Source organism: Paraburkholderia terricola (genome assembly GCF_900142195.1).
Classification (GTDB): Bacteria; Pseudomonadota; Gammaproteobacteria; order Burkholderiales; family Burkholderiaceae; genus Paraburkholderia; species Paraburkholderia terricola.
Genome location: NZ_FRAB01000078.1, coordinates 1 through 15,525 on the forward strand (window position 1 = coordinate 1; position 15,525 = coordinate 15,525).

At 58.8% G+C, this 15,525-nt stretch carries 14 protein-coding genes and 1 pseudogene; 10 read left to right on the forward strand and 5 right to left on the reverse strand.

All coding sequences use genetic code 11. The features are described 5' to 3' along the window. The 4 genes from BUE39_RS32765 to BUE39_RS32780 form a co-directional block, all read left to right on the forward strand. A partial coding sequence (locus BUE39_RS32765; RefSeq protein ID WP_143169538.1) for a DUF2345 domain-containing protein occupies positions 1-1,662 on the forward strand: 1,662 nt, incomplete at its 5' end. A gap of 19 nt (positions 1,663-1,681) precedes the next feature. Next, positions 1,682-2,839, forward strand: coding sequence for a DUF2515 family protein (locus BUE39_RS32770; protein ID WP_073432833.1), 1,158 nt, complete (start codon positions 1,682-1,684; stop codon positions 2,837-2,839). 106 nt (positions 2,840-2,945) lie between these two features. After that, positions 2,946-3,791 (forward strand): hypothetical protein, encoded by an 846-nt coding sequence (locus BUE39_RS32775; protein WP_084561535.1) that lies wholly within the window; start codon positions 2,946-2,948, stop codon positions 3,789-3,791. 52 nt (positions 3,792-3,843) lie between these two features. Further along, on the forward strand, positions 3,844-4,269 hold the full coding sequence (locus BUE39_RS32780; protein ID WP_227470724.1) for an SRPBCC family protein: 426 nt from the start codon (positions 3,844-3,846) through the stop codon (positions 4,267-4,269). Positions 4,270-4,385: 116 nt separating this feature from the next. Here the strand turns inward: BUE39_RS32780 and BUE39_RS32785 are convergent, their stop codons facing one another. After that, on the reverse strand, positions 4,386-4,907 hold the full coding sequence (locus BUE39_RS32785) for a nuclear transport factor 2 family protein (protein WP_073432851.1): 522 nt from the start codon (positions 4,905-4,907) through the stop codon (positions 4,386-4,388). Between the two features lie 159 nt (positions 4,908-5,066). Here BUE39_RS32785 and BUE39_RS34670 point away from each other — a divergent pair, with 159 nt between their 5' ends. Further along, positions 5,067-5,306: a hypothetical protein gene (locus BUE39_RS34670; protein ID WP_143032044.1), complete on the forward strand. Its 240-nt coding sequence runs from the start codon at positions 5,067-5,069 to the stop codon at positions 5,304-5,306. Positions 5,307-5,644: 338 nt separating this feature from the next. Here BUE39_RS34670 and BUE39_RS32790 read toward each other — a convergent pair whose 3' ends face one another. The 3 genes from BUE39_RS32790 to BUE39_RS34675 form a co-directional block, all read right to left on the reverse strand. Further along, positions 5,645-5,953: a hypothetical protein gene (locus BUE39_RS32790; protein WP_143032045.1), complete on the reverse strand. Its 309-nt coding sequence runs from the start codon at positions 5,951-5,953 to the stop codon at positions 5,645-5,647. Between the two features lie 200 nt (positions 5,954-6,153). Further along, positions 6,154-6,375: a hypothetical protein gene (locus BUE39_RS32795; protein ID WP_073432841.1), complete on the reverse strand. Its 222-nt coding sequence runs from the start codon at positions 6,373-6,375 to the stop codon at positions 6,154-6,156. 167 nt (positions 6,376-6,542) lie between these two features. Then, positions 6,543-6,968, reverse strand: coding sequence for a hypothetical protein (locus BUE39_RS34675; protein WP_143032046.1), 426 nt, complete (start codon positions 6,966-6,968; stop codon positions 6,543-6,545). Between BUE39_RS34675 and BUE39_RS32800 the strand changes: the two genes are divergently transcribed. Genes BUE39_RS32800 through BUE39_RS32825 form a run of 5 tightly spaced genes read left to right on the forward strand, consistent with a single transcriptional unit; the run spans position 6,967 to position 14,600 of the window. Beyond that, positions 6,967-7,818 carry a helix-turn-helix transcriptional regulator gene (locus tag BUE39_RS32800; protein ID WP_084561536.1) on the forward strand — a complete coding sequence of 284 codons (852 nt, stop codon included), beginning with the start codon at positions 6,967-6,969 and terminating at the stop codon, positions 7,816-7,818. The genes BUE39_RS34675 and BUE39_RS32800 overlap by 2 nt on opposite strands. Next, entirely contained in the window at positions 7,815-9,272 is a 1,458-nt protein-coding gene (locus BUE39_RS32805) for a Wadjet anti-phage system protein JetA family protein (protein WP_073432845.1), read from the forward strand. Before BUE39_RS32800 ends, BUE39_RS32805 begins: the two co-directional genes overlap by 4 nt. Beyond that, positions 9,272-9,967 (forward strand): DUF4194 domain-containing protein, encoded by a 696-nt coding sequence (locus tag BUE39_RS32810; RefSeq protein ID WP_073432847.1) that lies wholly within the window; start codon positions 9,272-9,274, stop codon positions 9,965-9,967. Before BUE39_RS32805 ends, BUE39_RS32810 begins: the two co-directional genes overlap by 1 nt. Beyond that, a complete protein-coding gene (locus BUE39_RS33940) occupies positions 9,964-13,422 on the forward strand; it encodes an SbcC/MukB-like Walker B domain-containing protein (protein WP_084561537.1) in 3,459 nt (1,152 codons plus the stop codon). The genes BUE39_RS32810 and BUE39_RS33940 overlap by 4 nt, the downstream gene beginning before the upstream one ends. A gap of 5 nt (positions 13,423-13,427) precedes the next feature. After that, a complete protein-coding gene (locus tag BUE39_RS32825; protein ID WP_073432849.1) occupies positions 13,428-14,600 on the forward strand; it encodes a Wadjet anti-phage system protein JetD domain-containing protein in 1,173 nt (390 codons plus the stop codon). A 734-nt stretch (positions 14,601-15,334) separates the two neighbouring features. On the opposite strand, the pseudogene BUE39_RS35055 reads toward BUE39_RS32825, so the two are convergent. Next, a pseudogene (locus BUE39_RS35055) lies at positions 15,335-15,525 on the reverse strand (ISNCY family transposase); the annotation flags it as partial.

The window sequence follows — 15,525 nt, forward strand, 5'->3', positions numbered from 1 at the left end:
GCATGGTTCATTGAAAACAACCTGCCGGTGTCCAGTCGGGCCGCCGATTTCCCGCACAGCCTGAAGGGCGACCTTGCGACGGTCAGAGCGAGTCACGCCTCTGAAGAGTCATTGAAGGTCAGACACGCCGATGGCAGCGAAGGCTTCTTCCTCGTTGAAATCGAGGCGCAACGCAAGATCGTGCCGTACCGTAGTCCGTTCGACCATCACAAGCCGAAGATGCATCTGCAGTCGGCAATTGTCGTCGGTCCGGCTAACGAAGAGGTCTATACCGACCAGCTCAATCGCATCAAGGTGCGCTTTCACTGGGACCGGCTCAATGACGGCGACGAAACAGCATCCTGCTGGGTGCGGGTTGCCATGTCCGATACGGGTGGCGGATACGGCGGCGTGCATGTGCCACGTATCGGCGAAGAAGTGTTGATCAGCTGGGTTGACGGCGATTGCGACAGGCCGCTGGTCACGGGCCGCGTCTATAACGGCGCGACGCAACCACACTGGCATTCCAACGGGCTGCTCTCTGGCTACAGGTCGAAGGAATATCAGGGCAGCGGCTACAACCAGATGGTGATGGATGACTCCACGGGTCAGAACCGCGTTCATCTATATTCGACGAGCACCAATGCACATTTGCATCTGGGTTACCTGATCGACCAGAGCGGCAACTCACGTGGACCATACCTCGGCAGCGGCTTCGATCTGAAGTCCGACGCTTACGGTGCAGTGCGAGCGAGTCAAGGTCTGTATGTCACCACCTATCCGGCAACCAGCCAGCCGCTCGATGCACGGCAAACCACCTCGCAACTGGTGAATGCCGAAAGCGTGCTGGAATCGATGTCCGACGCCAGCACCGCGCACCAGGCGGAAAGTCTCAGGGAGGGCTACGACTCGCTGAAGGCATTCACCGACGCGACACGGAACAACGTGTCGGGTTCATCGTCAGGTGGGAACACCGCAGGCGGTGGAACAGGAAGCGCAAATGCGTTCGGAGAACCGCTCATGCTGTTCGGAAGCCCTTCGGGCATCGCCCTGTCCACGCAGCAGTCCGTGCACATCGCGAGCAACGCACAGACCAACCTCGTGAGCGGACAGAGCACGCACCTCGCAACGGGCAAATCGCTAATTGCAAGCGTTGCGGAAAAGCTCAGCTTGTTCGTGCAGAACGGCGGGATGAAGCTGTTTGCGGCTAAGGGCAAGGTCGAAGTGCAGGCGCACTCGGACAACATTGAGATTACTGCGCAGAAGACGTTGAAAATTTTGTCGTCGACCGAGCGGATCGAAATTGCGTCGGCAACGGGCATCCTGTTGACGAGCGGTGGCGGCTATATCCGCCTCAAGGACGGCAACATCGAGATTCATTCCCCCGGTGTGGTCGACATCAAGGGGGCCGCGCACATGTTTGCGGGTCCGGCGCAGATGCGCACCAACCTGGGCGCGTTCAAACAATCAGACGGCCCGTACGACGAGAAGTTTGTGTTCAAGGATGAGCTCGGGCGTCCCATGCCCAGCATGGCCCATCTGCTCGAAATGCGCAGCGATCAGTTGGAGAACGTCACCGATCAGGACGGCGCGGTTTCGCGCATGTTCACGAGCAATCCGGAGAAGATCTCCGCGTTTCTGCATTTTCCCAATATCACGAGCGGTACTGACTCGCTCAGCTAAACGGTGCAAGAGGGGATTCATGGCTAATGATTCGGTCGTCAACGACGGCGAAGGTACGGCCTATCTGAAGGGCAGGCAGGTTGGCCAGGGCACCACCAATCAGATGCCGGACTCATGCGTCGATTGCACGATAAAGTGCGAGGATCTCTGGTCTGTCGCGCAAATGAAAAACATCAGCTTCGAAGCGGAGAGTGGCCGTTTCATCGAAGACGCAATGCGTCGCGCGAAGCGCACCGCCGGTAACTATGCGCAACTTTTCCTCGCCGACGAAGGCACGGACAAGGCAGGACGTTTCTACTGGCCCGGTCTCGCCGCGTTTGCCGCGAAAGAGGTCGTGGCGGGGATGGATCTTGCGATGCAGTTCATGTCGGTGCAGAAACCTCAGGCGGCGCTCGGTATGGCGCGCGATTCGGCACGCGTGACGTTCTACTATCTTGCGAAGGGCAATCTCTGGGTCTTTCTCGAAGTGACCACGTGGCACCTCTTCTACCGGGACTACGGCAAGGAACTGTTCGAACACTGCAAGGAAAAGCGCGACGTCGGCACATATGATCCGGCGGTCAAGAAAATTATTCAGGGCCTGCCTTGGGCGAGCGGCCCGAACAACGGATTGATCGAAGCGCTGCGCAAGAAAATCGTCGTTTTCGGCGCGGCCGAAATCATGGACGGATCGGCGCTCACAGAAATGAATCAATGCAAGCTTACCCCGTATCTGAACAATGGCTTTGGCCTGCTGGCGCAATATGAAGCATCGAGTGCCAAGGGCCGGCCCCCGCTTGCCCGCTCCGCAGCATGGCAATTTCTGCTACACGAGCAGACGCTTCATTTGCAGAAGATGGTGTACGACCACAAGGAGTTCCGCGATGCCATCGATATGAACGATTTCGGTCGGTTGCCCGTGTTACGTTCGTTGTCGGGAGCGAAGGACCCCACGGTGTTTTTCAATGCCTCGGCAGACGTTACGCCAAGCATCGAAGAAACGGAATTGAAGCCGTATGGCCTGCAAACGGATGACATCAAGGTGACAATGGACACTGGCAAGCTTTATGACACGACCGACCGGATGGGCTACGTCACGAAGATCCTGAACAAATACCATTACCTGATGACGTCACCGCGATATCGACCGTACATGATCGAGCAGATTCGAACAATCGGCGGGTGGAAGGATGCTTAAGCGACGGATCGCGACGATAGCCGCATGCGCCGTTATTGCATTGGGTTCGACCCACACGTGGTCTGCAAAAGGCGAAGCAACGAACGTTCAGCAAGGAAAACATGTGATGCAGGCAAACCTCTCCTTCGGATTAGGCGAGAACAGCGACGAGATCATGCGCAAGTCCGCCGTGCAGATCAGGAAATCAACGGTGTCCACGGCTTTGATGTACGACGCGAGCCGTATCGCGACTGGCGTCGAACCGGTCTTTGAGTTCAAGGATGACCGGTATGGCGTGCTCTTTCCGCAGGCAACTAGCATCGAATTCATGTCGGACTCGGAGGAAGGCGCGCGCGTGCGCAATATCGAGGTGACCTTCAAGGTTCCTGCACCACCGCACGACATCAAGGATCAGGCGGCGCTGAGTGCGTACGACGACGCGATCTATCGCTATGTCATGGATGTCATCGCGCGTATCAACCGGGCCGGCTGGAAGCGCTTCATCGCAGCGGATTCGCCGCGGCTCAGCGGACTGGACACGTATGTTTTCGACGCACCCGTGAGCGGCCAGAAATATTCCCCGCCGCCTGGCATCGACTATGCGGACCCGACCTACCCGCTGACGCTCGAGCAATGGACACATCTAAGGGCAGGAGGCACGGTCATTTGGAGCTGGCACGTCGACAATATGTTTATCGATCTGCAATATACGAAAGACTTCCGTGCGGCAGACGCGCCACTGGTGGTTGGCGATCAGCTGAGCGCAACGATCAGGACCGACGAAACGTGGCTCGACGCGTTCGGCAAGGATGGCGATGTCACGCCCGACGCCTTGCGTGCTCGCTACCGCAGTGCGCTACCGGAAATGCTGGCGACCCGCAGAAAGGCGGAGACGATGGCACGTGCTCAGGGCGCCACGATTCTCGATCATTGGAATGAGGCCGTTATCTCCGGCGTTCCTGTTCACCAATGACCGGCGATCCGTTACCCGATATTGCCCGATGGTAAGCCGATTGATTTTTCGCATGCCTGCAACATCGGCAGAGGTATTTGAGGCGTTCCACAATCACGACACGCGTCTGCGCTGGGACACCTTGCTGAAGCAGGCAACGCTGGACGGTGGCCATCGTTATCCGCACGTTGGCGCCGTTTCTATCAACGTCGGACGTGGATGGAGGGGGGTGTTCTGTTTGCGTACGCGTTTTATTGCCTACGATCCACCACAACTCGCCGCGGCGACGATCGACCAACCTGTAGGCATTTTCAATGAGTGGAGTGCGTCGATACGCCATCGCGATCGCGACGACGGTACATCGGATCTCATTTACACCTTTAAACTGGGCTTACGCCCGCGATGGTTCCATCGGCTTTGCGTGGACGCAGTGACTGCGATCTTCGAGGAAGAAACACGACGACGTTTCGAGTCGCTAGCCGCCTTTCTCCGGCAATAGGTCTCATCTCTTGATGAGCCTATCGGATTTTTGAATTGGTCGCGAAATGCTCACGGGTCGCAGGCGGCGGTGTTCATGTCGATGAGGCTCCTGCATGTTTGCGAGCGTGGGTTTTTTCAGAGACCTAGATCGCTGAGTCCGGGGTGATCGTCCGGCCGGCGTCCGAGCGGCCAGAAAAACTTGCGGTCGCTCTCCCTGATCGGCAGATCGTTGATGCACGCATAGCGGTGATGCATGAGTCCATCGGCGCCGAACTCCCAGTTCTCGTTGCCGTACGAGCGATACCAGTTCTGCGCGTCGTCGTGCCATTCGTAGGCGAAGCGCACCGCGATGCGCTCGCCGCCATACGCCCACAATTCCTTGATGAGCCGATAGTCGAGTTCGCGTTGCCACTTGCGCGTCGAGAGGGCGACGATCGCCGGGCGCCCCGTTGCGAATTCGGCGCGGTTGCGCCATACGCTGTCCACGCTGTAGGCGAGCGACACTGTCTCGGGATTGCGCGAGTTCCAGCCATCGTCGGCGAGACGCACTTTTTCAATGGCGGTTTCGAGCGAAAACGGCGGAAAGGGCGGAAAGGGCGGTCGCGCCGCGTTGACGCGCCTGTCGACGCTGATCGAATGCCGGACGCTGCTCGTCATGCAGCCGGGGCGCTCGCTGTCCGAGAACGGCAAGGAGTTTCTCAAGTTCCTGCGGGTGTAACTGCAGCAGGAAAGCGCGCAGATAGAAGCCGTTGTGGATCTGCGGCACGATGGGCAGCCGGGACAACCTGCGCGGTCGGGCAAGGCGAAAGCGGAAGAATGCGCCAGGGCGTCGGCCGTTCGCTGACGCTCACGCCGCGTTTCAGCGTGAAGGAGTGCTTCGGAGCTAAAACAAAAACGTCTGAAGCCTTTGCCGGCTGCATTTTGTGGCCAATAGTCCCACCAAATTCACAAGAACTCAGCGTTCACAAATTGGCTCTTTTTAAAGTTGCAAGGAGTCATTGGAGCAAAGTTGTGAATCTTGAATCAGCTCCGCGCACTGCTGGAGCAAATCTGTGAATTTGAAAGAACGCCACGACTGGGACACGCGAATCCGTGAACGAGATGTAGCGGAGCAGTGGCAGTTGGCCCACACGGCTTATCGAACGATGCGTCTACTAGCGCGTCAAAGCTGTTTCGCGCGCCGGCCGCCGGATCGGCATTGCCGTCGTTCGCCGTCGGTCTGGTAGCGCATTGTGCTGCCTACGGCCACCGCCTCCCGCCAACTGAACCCCGCTGCCGCTCATGTTGCTACGCATTCGTCATGCACTTAACCAATCACCCCTCCAGGCGACTTGTAATCACAGAAGACGAATAGGCTTGCCGAGCATGGCGAACCCTTTGGACAAGATCGATCCCTAGGTGTCGGCAAGCGTCGTGATGAATCCCGAGGTCGGCCGCAGATCAACCGTCCCGGACTGAGGCCCGAACCTGAAGTTGCGGTGCAGCTTGATGACCTGCACGCACCGGCACAGCAAGCGGTCGAAGACATCCCGTGCCTTCGGCAGCGGGACGATATCCGCTTCGCGCACCGAATCCATCGCCGTCGTCATTTTCTCCATCAAGGGAATCTGGGAGAAATGGCTGCCGCCTCGTTGAAGAAGCGCGTGTGGCCGCGCGGATTGGTCGACTCGAAACTCTGCAAGCCCCTGTCGGGAATCGCTCATGGGTCTCGCAGTACCGGATGGAGACGCGGGGGACTGTCTATGACAGGCGCAATGTCTGGGCACATACCACCGGCGTACTGCAGCGTGACGCATCGATCGTGGCACCGCAAATCCAAATGATGTGCCCGGGCGTAGTCTGCCAGCGAGGTCTGAATCTGATTGAGCAGGTGCGCAGGGCCCTGGTAGTCGGAATACGTGAATCAGGCAGCTTCACTGAAGCGGGCGATTAGGTCGACATCAAACCCGTTGCGCGAGTCGTCAATCGGCTTCGTCAACGCTCCAGGTTGCCGGGACCCGTGCGGATGAATCTGGGTCAGCGTCTCCGCGAATTCTTCGCGCGCCGAGAGAAACTCTGCGGTGCTCTCATATGACGCCGTCAATGCGTCGAGCTGCGTCGTGGTCGGCGTCCGATGTTCTGCCATCGCATCGACCAGTGCGAAGAAACAAACGTGTGGACGCGTTGGACGATAGGCTGTGCCGGCGCCGGGTACTCACTTGCGGGTAACACACGGTCGCACTGGTGATCGATGGGATGCGTTTTCCCGCGACGATGTTGCGTCCCCTCGTACGTCTTCCCGTACGATGTCCGTCAGAAAGACCCGCTGCTCAGGCACGGTATCGTGCGCGACAGCGGCGACGCGGCCGCGCGAACTGCTTCGCCGCATCCTTGCAGCGCGTGACGGTCGAACTCGTCGGTCCCGATGCGCTCATTGCCGATGCGATCCTCACGATTTGAGCGGGCGTCTTGCAACGCCTGATCTCGCGCGCCGCGTTCGTGTTGGGACTTCGCAGAAGCAACCGAGAAGAATGGGCGTCGAGTTGAAGCGGCGACCGTGTAGGCGTGGCGTCGGCTGATCGAGCGCATCGACTCCCTCAGCCGTTTCGCCCGCGCCCCAACGGACGCCGGCCCATTGTCATTTGCTTTGCTTCCTGCCTCCGCCGGTAACTTGCGAATACTCATGCAAAAAAGTGTATGATGCAATTTCTTGTATGGTGAAGCTGGTGCGCTATTCATGGAATCTCCATTTGAAAGGATTGATGCGCTGCGCTTGCTTCTGCTGTGGGAAGGCGAACTAAGCCGTTCCCGCTTGAAGCACCTCTTTTATCTCGGGGAGACGCGCGCGAGTCAGTGGGTGCGGGAGTTTCGCGACACATATCCGCAATGGGTCGACTGGGATACGAGAGCGCGCCGTTATCGCGCCACCTTCGCGGCGTACCGGGAGACGGAGCGGGAAATGGCATCACCGGGCGTGCGAGCGGCATTGCTCACTCGCTACTTGGCGTTGACTGGGTTAACGCTTGACGATCCAGGCAGGCGTGACGACGGCATTGCCTGGGCAACCTATCCGGAGCTATCCGCACCTCAACCGAGAGTATTTGCGGTGCTGCATTCCGCGATCGAATCGCGTCGCGTCGTCGAAATTACGTATTCGTCCATGCGCAACCCGCAGCCTCACGAGCGCGTGATTGCGCCACACGGATTGATTCGCGCGGGCCGCAGATGGCATGTCCGGGCGTGGTGTGAAAACACATGTACATTTCGGGATTTTGCGCTCGGCCGGATTGCACGGGCTCAGACTCTAGAACGAGGTGCGACGCATGACGGCGACGCAGACCACGCTTGGTGCACGGTGGTACCGGTCCGTTTGATTGGGCATCCTGCCTTGTCCGACGCGCAGGCATTGCTGATTCGAAACGAGTATTTCGGTGGCGCATCTAGTCGCGTGGACTATTGCAGGGGGTGTCTGGTGCCGTACTACCTGCAGGATCTCAGGGTTGCCGTGGACGTGCGCTGGGAGAGCGCACCCGAGTATCAACTTGCGGTCGATAACCTCGACCAGGTGCAACCTTGGCTATTCCCATGAGCACTGTCAATCTCGACATGCTGGCCGGTGCCGCAGCCTCGCTGCTCTTTCAGCGATTGCCGGACCGTCTCTTTGCCCCGCTTGCAGCTACCAACCGGCAGCGGTATTGGACGCTGCTATGCCTATTGCATAGGAAGCGGTTCGGGCCCGACGCTCCGCTTCCGCCCATGGACGGGTTCGCCGCCCGGGAGATCACGGCGGACATCGAGGAGGCGCTTGCGGAGATGGACGATTGGCGCGACGACGAGGGTGCAGCGCCCGTCACGGATCTGAACATCCGCGCAAACATGGTGCTGCAGAGTCTGGTCGACGCGGGATGGCTCAAGGTAGGCCGACAGGCATTCGAAAAGCGCTTGCTGATGGCGCCAGCCGTCAGTCACTTCCTTTCTCAACTGGTCGCTTTTGCAGAAGCCGGGCCGGTGTTCGTGGCGGGCAAGATTCGCACGGTGGAATTGCATTTGAAGCAGGCCATCGAGAGCGGGGAGGGGTCTTCTCTGATGGAGGCCGCGGAAACCACTCGCAATCTGCTCGAGCATGTTCGCAACACGGGTACAAGCATTCGCGACTTGATGGATCGTCTGGGCACCGATGTGCCGACTCGCGAGTATGTCCGGATGTTTTTCAGCGAGTACATCGAGGAAGTCTTCATCGGTGATTACCGGCAACTGCGTACGCAGGACCACCCGCTCGCCCGACGTAGCCAGATACTCGCCCAGGTCGATGCGATGTGTATTAACGAGTCATGTCGCGACGCATTGATAGCGTGGTACCAGACCCGCCGTGCCGAGGGCAATGTGCTACGCGCCACGCGGATGTTCGAACGTGACGTGGATCGTATTCATGAGCTATCGCGGATCGACGAATATCTGGATCGCCTCGACGACGAGATTCGGCGCGCAAACAAACGGGCTCTCGTCTATCTTGACTATCGCATTCGCTCGCTGCGTCCGCTGGACGAGGTCATCCAGACCACGATCCAGCAGATCACGCAGAGTTCCGCCGACAGCCACCGAACCGCCTTGGCGCCTGGGTATCTCATTTCACCTACGGCGCTTGCCGAACCTCGTCGTCCTATTGTTCGTGCTCCGGCGGACGCTTTACGCACGCGCTCGCCCAGCTACGCGGATCTCGCCCGCGCCGAGCTACTAGTACGCGCCCGAAACGCGCGCACGATGACTGCCCCGAAATTGGCGGCATGGGTGCTCACGTGGTTTGATGGTTCGGACCACCTGGAAAGCGAGGATATTCCCATCGAGAGCATCGAGGCGCTGCGTGCCTGGCAGACGCTCTCGGCGCTGGCCTTGCCGATGAGTTCGAACTCTCGACATCTCTACGCAATGGCGACCTCCATGGCACGCGGCTTCCGAGTAACGTTCAGCGATGCCGAAGAGCGAGCGCACGAATATATCGGTGGCCAACCGTTCTCTGTCATTCGAAATAGGAGAAAAGTCTGATGGCGTTCTGGGATGACATTGCGGCTGGCTCGCGCGGAATGTATGCGGTATCCGATTTCGAGAGCGCAGCGTACCGTCTTGTTGCAGAGCAGGTTTTGTATCACTCGGACATGCGCGCACGGTCTGACTACAACCTGGTGGAGCGCTACGAGCGCGACTTTGGGCGTGCGCTGGAAATCGTGGGCGTCAATGTCGAAGTCAACCGGCAACTCCGATATGCGTGCGCGGTACCGCGCAACGGCCGGAGCACGGTCGCAACAACCAACCAGACGCTGCTTGCCCTGGTTCTGCGGGCTATCTACGATGACGCGGCCCGGCGCGGTGATCTGACGGATGACGGTGAAGTCGTCTGCGATATCGTCGAGCTTGCTCAGCGATACACCCTTATGACTCAACGCGAGCTTCCCGCGAAAGGCGAGTTCGATGCGACAGTCAAGGTGTTGCAGCGATGGGGTATTGCACGGCATCTGGCAGACCCGGAACACGACGGAGGCCCAATGGGTACCGTCATTCATCCGGGCGCGTTGGCGATTCGGCCCGCCATCGTGCAGTTGCTCGGGGAGACCGCGCTGGCGCGGCTTGGATCATGGTCTAAACCATCGGGCGACACGGCTCGATGGGCAGAAGCCTCCGTAGTGGACCACGAAGATGATATTGCCGTTGGTGACGCCGATGACGAGGGAATCGAAGAATGACTATTTCACTACATGCTGTTCATGTCGTGCAATTTTTCATGTTCGATGCGAAGACCGTTGAAATAGCCGACATCTCAGGTATCTTCGGACCGAACGGCAGTGGTAAAAGCTCGCTGGTGGACGCGGTGCAGATCGCCATGTTGGGAGCAAACCAGCGTCTCGCGGCATTGAACGCGCAAGCCGACGAAAGCAACAAGACGACGCGGTCCATTCGGAGCTATTGCCTCGGCCAATACGGAGAAACGGCTGAGCAGCGGGTACGCGATCATGCGACGACATACATCACGCTCGTATGGCGGGACGACGAGGCGCGCACGTCGGTATCGATGGGCGTGTGCATCTATGCGTCGAGCGACACGGAAGAGCACGAGGTTCGGGGCCTTTATCTCGTGCCGGGAATCGAACTGAGCTTGGGTGACCATTTGTCGCTGGAAGGAGGCGAGCGGCGCCCCCGAGACTGGAAGACATTCCGGGCGGATCTCATTCGACGCGCGAAGGCCGCCAGCGACGACGAGGTTCTGTATTCCACCTCGAAGAGCTATGTTCGCGCTGTGCTTACGCGTTTGCGCGGCGATGGTGGTATCCCCGACCACGAGGCATTTCAGCGCGCCTTCCGGTTTGCGCTGCGCATGCGTTTTGATAAACCTGTCGATCAGATCGTTCGGGACGAAGTTCTAGAGGCGCGTCCGACCAATATCAAGCGATTTCGTGAGATCACCGATACCTTTCTCAAGCTGAAAGTCTTGGTGGAGAAGGTTTCCGCACAAATCGATGCTGGCGCGCAGGTTCTCGGACATCTCGACAAGGCGGCGGAACAGGGACGGCATGCTCAGACATGGCAGGTCCTTCGGCAGGATGCGGAGACCGAGCAGGCACAGGATGTTGCAAACCAGGCCAGAACGGAGGCGCGCGAGGCGCACAATGCGCTCGAAATCCTGCGGGAAGGGCTCGCCGAACAGCAGCGCGCGGTTGAGGAAGCGGTGAGGGCGCGATTGGCGGCGGTCGAGCATCGAGACGGACACACCGCACATCAGCACCATGGCGTGCTGCAAAGTGCCGTTCGGACGAACGAGATAGCCTCTCGAGAACGCCTCAGTTACCTCTCGGGTTTGCTCGCTGAAGTCGCGAAGGTCCTCCGGAACGCATCGCTGTCCGTGCATCTCGAATCGCTTGCCCCCGCACTTCAGCGCGAATGTGACGCACTCGTCAGTACGAGCGGCCAGATCAAACTGGGCATGGACATTGAGTCGATTGCCGCACGTTTGAAATCGGCGCTGCAGGTTACACATGCCGCATGGGATGCACTGATTCAGAGCGGGCGCAACTTGTCCGCCGAGATCGACGAACTTAATAGCCTGAAGTCTGGGCTGGAAGCAGACCTTGAGCGTGCGAAAGAAGGGCATGTCCAACTCTCCGACAAGGTTCGTCGACTGCGCTCGGAACTCCGCGAACATGGCATCGACTCCACCCCCGTTTGTGATGTCATCAGGGTCACGGATCCAGATTGGGAACGGGTGGTGGAATCGTATCTTGGTCTGTCCAATCTGGAGGCGCTCATTGTCGAAGAGCGGTATGAGAAAAAGGCGTTCGAACTGTATCGCCGCATGTCGGGACGCGGCGCAATATACGGTGCGAAGATCGTCATGTCGAGCCGTTTCTCGGCGCCGAAGCCCGCGGGAGAAGGCACCGTCGGTAAGCTAATCGAGGGTGATCTGCCGGTCGCGGTAGCGTTCGTTCGCAATCTGTTCCGGGACATTCAGTGCGTGAGTACGAGCGACGAAGCACTGGGAGGCGGACGCACGCTCACGACCGACGGCATGCTCACAGGCAAGGGAACGATGGAACGGCTTGCCCCGCTTCAGGAGCGTCGGCTGAGCGTTCGTGGCGAGGAGCAGAAGGCAGGAATCGAACTGGCCTTGCGCGAGTGCCGTGCTGATCTTACCCGCAAGACAGGCGAGCGGTCATCGCTCGATGCGGTCGAGCGTATGCTGCGAGAGATTCCACCCGAATCCCGCGCCATCAAGGACATCCGGGATTGTTACGCCAGTGCCATGGAGTCACAGACCCGGGCAGACGAATATGCCGCACAGTTGCACGAGCTGTCGGACGAAGAATATCTGGCGCTCTGCGAGCGCGTCAGGCAGTGGGAAACTGAGGAAGGGAGGTTGCGCAATACCCAGACGGAATTGTTGCGTAAGGAGGGCGCCGCAGGGCTGAACGTTGAGCATCTCGAGCTGGCGGCGAAGAGGGCTGAGGCCGCCGTGGACGAACTCAGGGTCAAGCTCAATCAAGCTCGCAAGAGTCCATTGTTCGACAGTGTATACGCGGACGAGCAATGGGACCGCTTACTGGACAAATTTCCGCCGGGCGACTATGCACGGATGATGGACGATTGCAGGAATCGAGCGAGGAACCTCGAAGCTCGCCAGCAAACCGAGATAAATCGTGGTATGGCGTTGCTTGGAACGTTTCTCACCGACTATCGTGAGCAGTTAGACGAGCGTACTGGGGGAGACTGGCAACTCGCTCGCGAGTGGGTGAAGACTCGCGTCGACCATTTGTGTGGCACCCAATTGGTTGAACATCAAGCGCAAATGGAGGAAGCGTATCGCGCGTCACAGGAAACCTTCCGCACCGACGTCGCCGTGGCGCTGGCAAACAATCTGGCATGGCTGGAAGACACGATCGACCGCCTCAACAGTGTCCTGAAGACCTGTCCCGTGTTCTCCAATGGCGAGCGCTATCAGTTCGTCCGGGTCCCTCGTTCGGAAAACGAGAAGCTGCTCAAGTTCATCAAGGATATCGCAGCGTATGGGCCAGATGACACGCTGTTGGGCAGTGCTGGCGAGATTCCAGAGCAGTTCAAGACACTGCTCGAGGAGAAGTCCACGCTTGGAGCGGGCAGTGCGCGCACGGCGCTTGATGACTATCGCGAATTCTTTATGTTCGATATCGAGATTCAGCGAGAAGATCGCGAAACACGAAAGACGAAGACGATTGGGCACTTGAGCAAGCGAATCGGTCCGGGTTCGGGCGGAGAGCATCGAGCACCGCTCTACGTGATCGCTGGAGCGGCGCTCGCGTCTGCATACCGTCTGAGTCGCGTTCACCGCGATGGCATCAGGCTTATTCTGCTCGACGAAGCGTTTCATCGGATGGATCAGACGAACATTACGGCGACCATGCGTTACTTTGAAGACCTCGGCCTGCAGGTGTTCCTCGCCAGCCCGGGGGAGAATCTCGGCATTCTGACCGCGTTCCTGCACCGGTACTACGACATCGTGCGCGATCCGGAAAACAACGTCGTGATGCTGACCGGCCACAATGTCGACGAGGAGGCGCGTCAACTGATGCGCTCGGACCAACTCGAGTTTCACCCTGAATTGCTGGAAGTCGAGATCGCGCGGATTCGAGCCGAGCGTTTGGTGGCTGCGTCGCCAACTTCAGCGGAATAACGAATATGGACGCCCTAGCGACTACGCTGTTAACGAAACTGCTCGCCATTGGCGAGAAGGTGTCGGCAGGTCGGCGTATCCGAGCAGCCTCCCTGACTGCCAGTGCGCTCAAACGTTACTCCGAAAGCCGTAATTTGCTCGAGCGCGAATCCTTCGAGGCAGCTGTGCGTGCGGCGGAAGATGCTGGAGCGGTTGAGCTTGAATACGAAAAAGGCCTGGGAAGCGACCGTGCCATTGTTCGAATCACCTTGCTGCAGGTCGATGCTTTAGCAACCTTCCTAGGCCAGCCGACGCGGCGTTCGACCACCGCTCGGGCGCGTGCATCGCTTGCGGATTGGTTCGAGATTTTTCCCGTCCTCGAGTCGATTCTTTTGCGATGGGAAAGCCTGTACAAGGTTCGCGGAATCGGGTCGGAGAGGGCGATGGATTGGGCTGATGCCGCCGCGGTGATCGTCCATATGAAACAAGACGCACGTGTGTGCGAAGAAGATCTTCCCATACGCGAGGTGAGCGCAAAACTGTTTCTCGACAGCAAGCGGATCGAGCAGCTAACGGCCCCGCTCGATGTGCTGCTATCGGGTGATATCGACGCCGAGCCGCGGGTCGCGTCGGATGTCTGGGCGGAGTTAGGGTTGCGGCGAGAGGACCAGCCCGTTCGTCTTGCGGGGGCGGTTGTGGTGCGGCGTCAGCGGGTGACTGCGTTGCTCGACACACCGTATGGCGCCTTTTCTGCTCCGACCGTCTTGGGTATCGATGGCACGCCGGCGTTCGTGCTGACTATCGAGAATCAGACGACGTTCCACAGCGAGGCGAAGCGCCGGGCTGACGATAATGTGCTGCTCATTTACACTGCGGGCATGCCGTCGCCCGCCTGGCGTGCGATGTACGAGCGACTGCTCGCTGGTTTGCCATTTGGTACGCCGATACTGCACTGGGGGGACGTAGACGAGGGTGGATTCCGGATTGCGGCGAACGTCGCTGAAGCCGCCCGACGCGTTGGACATGTGTTGCAGCCTTACAGAATGAATCCGGCAGACGTTCCGGACGACCGGCGGCGCGCAGCTACCAGCGGTCAGGCGGAACGCATGCGGGCGTTCGCGGCCAAAGCTGGTTGGGCTGAGCTGGCAGTTGTGCTTGCCGAGTCGGAATTCACCGCGGAGCAAGAGGTTCTAGATTGAGAGCCAACTTGGCGGGCAGGTATTTTCCAATCCTGACAGGAGCTTGCACCGGTGGTGCAGGGCTCAGGGGTGCTGCATCTCTGTCGGGAAGCGAGAGTTGTCCACCGCCACATCCCTTTGGGAGCACGGCTTTATTTGTGGTTTGCTCGGGAGTCGTCGCCTTCGCGAGATATAGCCCGTCACATGGCCGCGAGGGTCCGGCACCCTCGGTCATCGCGATTTCGATGGCAAATCACACATTTATGCTCCCGCTCACTCCTCACCCGTAGATAAACTTGGCCGCATTCACGTTTTTGCTCCGAAGCACAGCGCTCGGGAGCAAATCTGTGAGCTTCGAATGGGCCAGAACGGTCGTGTAGCAAACTTATGAATGCGCGATTCAAGGGCGCAAATTTGTGAATATCAAAGGAAAACCTGCCCGCATTCATACGTTAGCTCCGGAGCACTGAAGGGTTTCTCGTACGCTTCGTGTATGGCATGGGTCTGCGGCGCGCGGAACTTGCGGCGGGCGCACATTTGAACCTGGCTGGAACACGACATTCTCATATTGCTGCTACATCCGTGTCGAGGCCATTTCAAGATGTCGTGGCGGCAGCTAAATACAAATGTCGTGTTTTCAGGGTTAAAAGGTCGGTCTTTCATCGGTTACTGATCACCCAGTGTCGAAGGATCCGCCGTGAATGGGCAGGGCGCCGACGTCTGTTTCGACTGACCCTGCAGACCACCGGCCAGGTTTACGGGTTGCGGGTTATCTGTCTTTGCTGGGCAAGATCCACGATCACATGCTCGATGTCAGTCTGCGTGAATTCGCGTTCTTTCTTCTTGCCCGGCGAGCTGCCCTCAGCCCTGGTTGCAACCCCCAGATGCGTTCGTGAAGGCGCCTTGCCGATCCGGCTGTTATCGCGTTGAGCCTGAATCACCTGCG